Here is a 3,992-nt window from a genome sequence, read left to right as displayed (position 1 = left end):
TTCGGAGAACTTTCCTGGGGGACTTTTCGGCAAACCTGTGGGCAAAGGGATGGTAATATCGCTACGCACTTCTCTTACCGTGACCGCCCATGAGCGTTCCTTCCTCTGCTGCTCGAACCTATCGGATTACTGCCCTGGCCGGAGATGGCATCGGCCCTGAAATCATGCAGGTGGGGCGGGCGGTTTTGGATGCAGTGGCCGCTCAGATGGGGTTTTCCCTCCAGTGGCAGGAGGGCCTCATTGGTGGAGCAGCCTACGAAGCCACTGGGGATCCCTTGCCCCCAGAGACCTTGAAAATGGCCCAGGAGAGCGATGCTGTTTACTTGGCGGCGGTTGGCGACTTTAAGTACGACACCCTGCCGCGGGAGAAGCGTCCTGAGCGGGCTTTGTTGGGCTTGCGGGCTGGCTTGGGATTATTTGCCAACTTGCGCCCGGTGAAGATCTTTCCGCAACTGGTGGAGGCCTCTTCCCTCAAGCCAGAGGTGATCGCCGGGATCGACCTGGTGGTGGTGCGCGAGCTCACCGGCGGCATCTACTTCGGCCAACCCAAAGGGATCTTCACAGATGCCACGGGATCCCGGCGGGGTGTAAACACCATGGCCTACAGCGAGGCCGAGGTGGATCGCATTGCCCGCGTGGCCTTTGAGCTGGCTCGCAAGCGACGGCGCAAGCTCTGCTCAGTGGATAAGGCCAATGTCCTGGAAGTGTCGCAACTGTGGCGGGAGCGGGTTACCGCCATTGCGGCTGAGTACCCCGACGTGGAGCTTTCCCACCTGTACGTCGATAACGCTGCCATGCAGTTGGTGCGCTGGCCGAAGCAGTTTGACGTCATTCTCACGGAGAACCTCTTCGGGGATATTCTTTCCGATGAGGCAGCGATGCTGACTGGATCCATCGGCATGTTGCCCTCTGCCTCTTTGGGATCCTCTGGCCCTGGGGTATACGAACCAGTACACGGGTCAGCCCCCGATATTGCCGGACAAGACAAGGCCAACCCTCTTGCCCAGGTGCTCTCTGGGGCAATGCTGCTACGCTACTCTTTGGATCAGCCCCAAGCTGCCGACCGCATTGAGCAGGCTGTCGAGGCAGTTTTGGCCCAGGGCTACCGCACTGCCGACATCTACTCGGAGGGGATGACCCTCGTAGGCTGCCGCGAGATGGGAGAAAAGATCTTGGCTGCTCTGGCCCAGCAGCAAGCCTCCCCCCAAGGATCGCCCTCAGCCGCCGGCGGTTGAGTGGGGGTTCCCTTGCTGGCGCGGCTACCCCTCTCCCAGAGGGAGGGATTGTCCCGACGAACGGTGGCACTGCTATTACTCTTTATTGGAAATTCTTGGAAACGTCCGCGGGCCAGCTTCTTCCCTTAGGCAAAGCGATGGCCAAGCTGCATCGGGTCGTGGACGGTGATCTTTTTCTTGTGGATGGAAATGTAGTTCTTCTTGCGCAGCTCCCCCAACAGACGCGTGATGGTGACACGGGTTGAGCCAATCGCTTCCGCAATGGCCTGGTGAGAGAGCTTGAGATCGATGGTGACTCCATTGGGGCCGGGCACCCCGAAGTCGCGGCAGAGGATCAGTAGAAAGCTGACCAGGCGGGATCCCATGTCGCGGTGAGCCAGTGTTTCAATCATCATCTCTGTCTGCAGGATGCGAGAAGCCAAGCTCTTGAGCAGCAGCATGGCCAGCTCAGCGTTCTCCCGCAGCGATTTTTCCACCTGTTCGATGGGCAGAGAGAGTAGCTCGACGCGGGTAAAGGCCACCGCGTGATAGAAGCGGTCGGAGCGCTGCCCCGTGATGAAGGAGAGCACCCCAAAAATGCTGTTTTCCCGCAGGAGAGCAACGGTAATTTCTTCCCCCATTTCGTAGACCCGCGAGAGCTTGACAGCTCCTTTCACCAAAAAGTAAACCCGCTCCGCCGGATCTCCAGGGAAGAAGATGGTCTTACCGCGTTCAAACGTTTCGATAACCGGAGGATGGTGAGGCCCTCCTAACTGTTTGAAGGCTGCAATCAGAGATTTTTCCGCGATGGCCACCACCATATTCGTCAACCTTTTAAAGCCAGTTTATACCTAAGATCAACCTATAAATCAGATCGGAGGATTTGGGGCGCACCGTATTCCCGTTGACTGGAAAATTACCCCAGGGGCAAGATTATCCTAAGCTAAAAGGTTCTGCCCGGATACCTTTGTAGCAGGAGCTACATTTTTAAAGTCTCGTCTCTTGTCCAGCAGCGAATCCAGGACCAGGGGCGGGGGCCGTAATCGATTGGAGGGGTTTTATGGGGATCCCGGAGGCGGCTGTGGCCACACCTTCTCAACCGAGCCGTCAGCACTTCACAGTACGGATGCCGGAGCCGGCCAATCATCTGCTGGAGGTGGAACTACAGATCCAAGAGGTGGATCCAGAAGCGCCTCTGCAACTGCGGCTGCCGGTGTGGACGCCGGGATCCTACCTGGTGCGGGAATATGCCCGCCATGTGCAAGAGTTTCAGGCGGCAACGGAGCAAGGGATCCCTTTGGCCTGGCGGAAGGTAGATAAGAACACTTGGGAGATCGAGCCGCCCCGCTGTTCGGCTGTGAAGGTTCGCTATCGGGTCTATGCCTATGAGCTGACGGTGCGCACCAACCATTTGGATCTCACCCACGCCTACTTCAACGGGGCGGCGCTCTTTTTCTATGTGCCCGGTCGCGAGCGGGAACCCTACACCTTGACGGTGATCCCTCCCAAGCCAGATTGGCGCATCGCCACCAGTTTGCGACCTTTGATTTCTTCTTCTGAGGATCCTGCTTCCGGCCAGTCTTTTGTGGCGGCAGACTACGACGAGCTGGTGGATAGTCCGGTGGAGGTGGGCCTGCACCAGTTGCGGTCGTTTGCAGTGGAAGGGATCCCGCATTACTTCGTGGTCTGGGGAGCAGGCACCCTGGATTTGGAGCAAGCGGTGGCCGATGCCGAGAAAATTGTCCGGGCCACTGCAGCGTTTTTTGGCGGGTTGCCCTACGACCGCTACTGGTTTATTGTGCATTTGTCGCCAGGGGGATTTGGCGGCCTAGAGCACAAGTACAGCACCACCCTTAATTATTCTGGGCTGGAGCTGCATCAGCCCCAGTCCTATCGCCGCTTTTTGGCTCTGCTGGCCCACGAGCTTTTCCATGCTTGGAACGTCAAGCGGCTGCGCCCTCTGGCTTTGGAGAAAATTAACTACAACCAAGAAAATTACGTGGACTGCCTCTGGTTTTGCGAGGGGGCAACCAGCTACTACGAAAATGTCATCTTGCTGCGGGCAGGGATCCTCAGCGCCAAAGATTTTTTGCAGATCCTGGCCGAGCAAATTGGCCGGCTGCAGCGCACTCCGGGTCGGGCCGTGCAATCGCTGCAGGAATCCAGTTTCGACGCTTGGATCAAACTCTACCGTCCCCACGAAAATAGCCTCAACAGCCAGGTTTCTTATTACCTCAAGGGCGCTTTGGTCTGCTGGCTGCTGGATCTGCACATTCGCCACCTTTCGGGGGGCCAGGGATCCCTGGACACGGCCATGCAGGATTTGTGGCAGCGCTTTGGCCGGTTTGAGAAAGGCTACACCCACCAAGACCTGCGGGAGGCCTTTGAGCGGGTAGCCGGCGCCAATCTTGGCCACTTTTTCGCTGCCTACGTGGAAGGTACAGAAGAGCTGGACTACAACGCTTACCTCCACCCTTTTGGCCTCACCCTCAAAGCCCACTTCAGCCGCCCCAACCCTTCCCCCTACCTGGGTCTCCACTTCAATGGGGAAGGCAACCGCATCAGCGCCGTCGAGATGGGATCCCCGGCCCAAAAAGCAGGCATCTGGGCTGGCGACGAGCTCGTAGCCCTAGACGGCTTTCGGGTGAGCGCCACCACCTTGCCGGAGCGCTTGGCGGCCTACCAGCCCCACCAGGTGATCTGCCTGAGCGTCTTCCAAGGCGATCAGTTGAAACACTTCTGGATCCCCTTGGATCCACCCCGCCCGGATGTTTACAC

General features: G+C 58.2%; 3 protein-coding genes. 2 read left to right on the top strand and 1 reads right to left on the bottom strand.

The window, feature by feature from the left end; translation table 11 throughout:
* The first annotated feature begins 89 nt into the window (after positions 1-89).
* Entirely contained in the window at positions 90-1,235 is a 1,146-nt protein-coding gene (gene leuB / locus NW852_RS12345) for a 3-isopropylmalate dehydrogenase (protein ID WP_414365319.1), read from the top strand.
* A 125-nt stretch (positions 1,236-1,360) separates the two neighbouring features.
* Here the strand turns inward: leuB and ntcA are convergent, their stop codons facing one another.
* Positions 1,361-2,035 carry a global nitrogen regulator NtcA gene (ntcA, locus tag NW852_RS12340; protein WP_414365317.1) on the bottom strand — a complete coding sequence of 225 codons (675 nt, stop codon included), beginning with the start codon at positions 2,033-2,035 and terminating at the stop codon, positions 1,361-1,363.
* A gap of 239 nt (positions 2,036-2,274) precedes the next feature.
* On the opposite strand from ntcA, the gene NW852_RS12335 reads away from it, so the two are divergent.
* The coding region (locus NW852_RS12335) for a M61 family metallopeptidase (RefSeq protein ID WP_414426790.1) at positions 2,275-3,992 on the top strand (1,718 nt) is incomplete at its 3' end.

Source organism: Synechococcus sp. H60.1 (assembly GCF_047462335.1).
Lineage (GTDB): Bacteria > Cyanobacteriota > Cyanobacteriia > Thermostichales > Thermostichaceae > Thermostichus.
The sequence above is the reverse complement of the archived record's forward strand: the minus strand, read 5'-3'. Positions and strand labels throughout refer to the sequence as shown.

What these genes read in the sequence shown, in the direction of transcription:
- leuB (WP_414365319.1), top strand. Translation starts at nt 90, where the DNA reads ATGAGCGTTCCTTCCTCTGCTGCTCGAACCTATCGGATTACTGCCCTG.
- ntcA (WP_414365317.1), bottom strand. Translation starts at nt 2,035, where the DNA reads ATGGTGGTGGCCATCGCGGAAAAATCTCTGATTGCAGCCTTCAAACAG.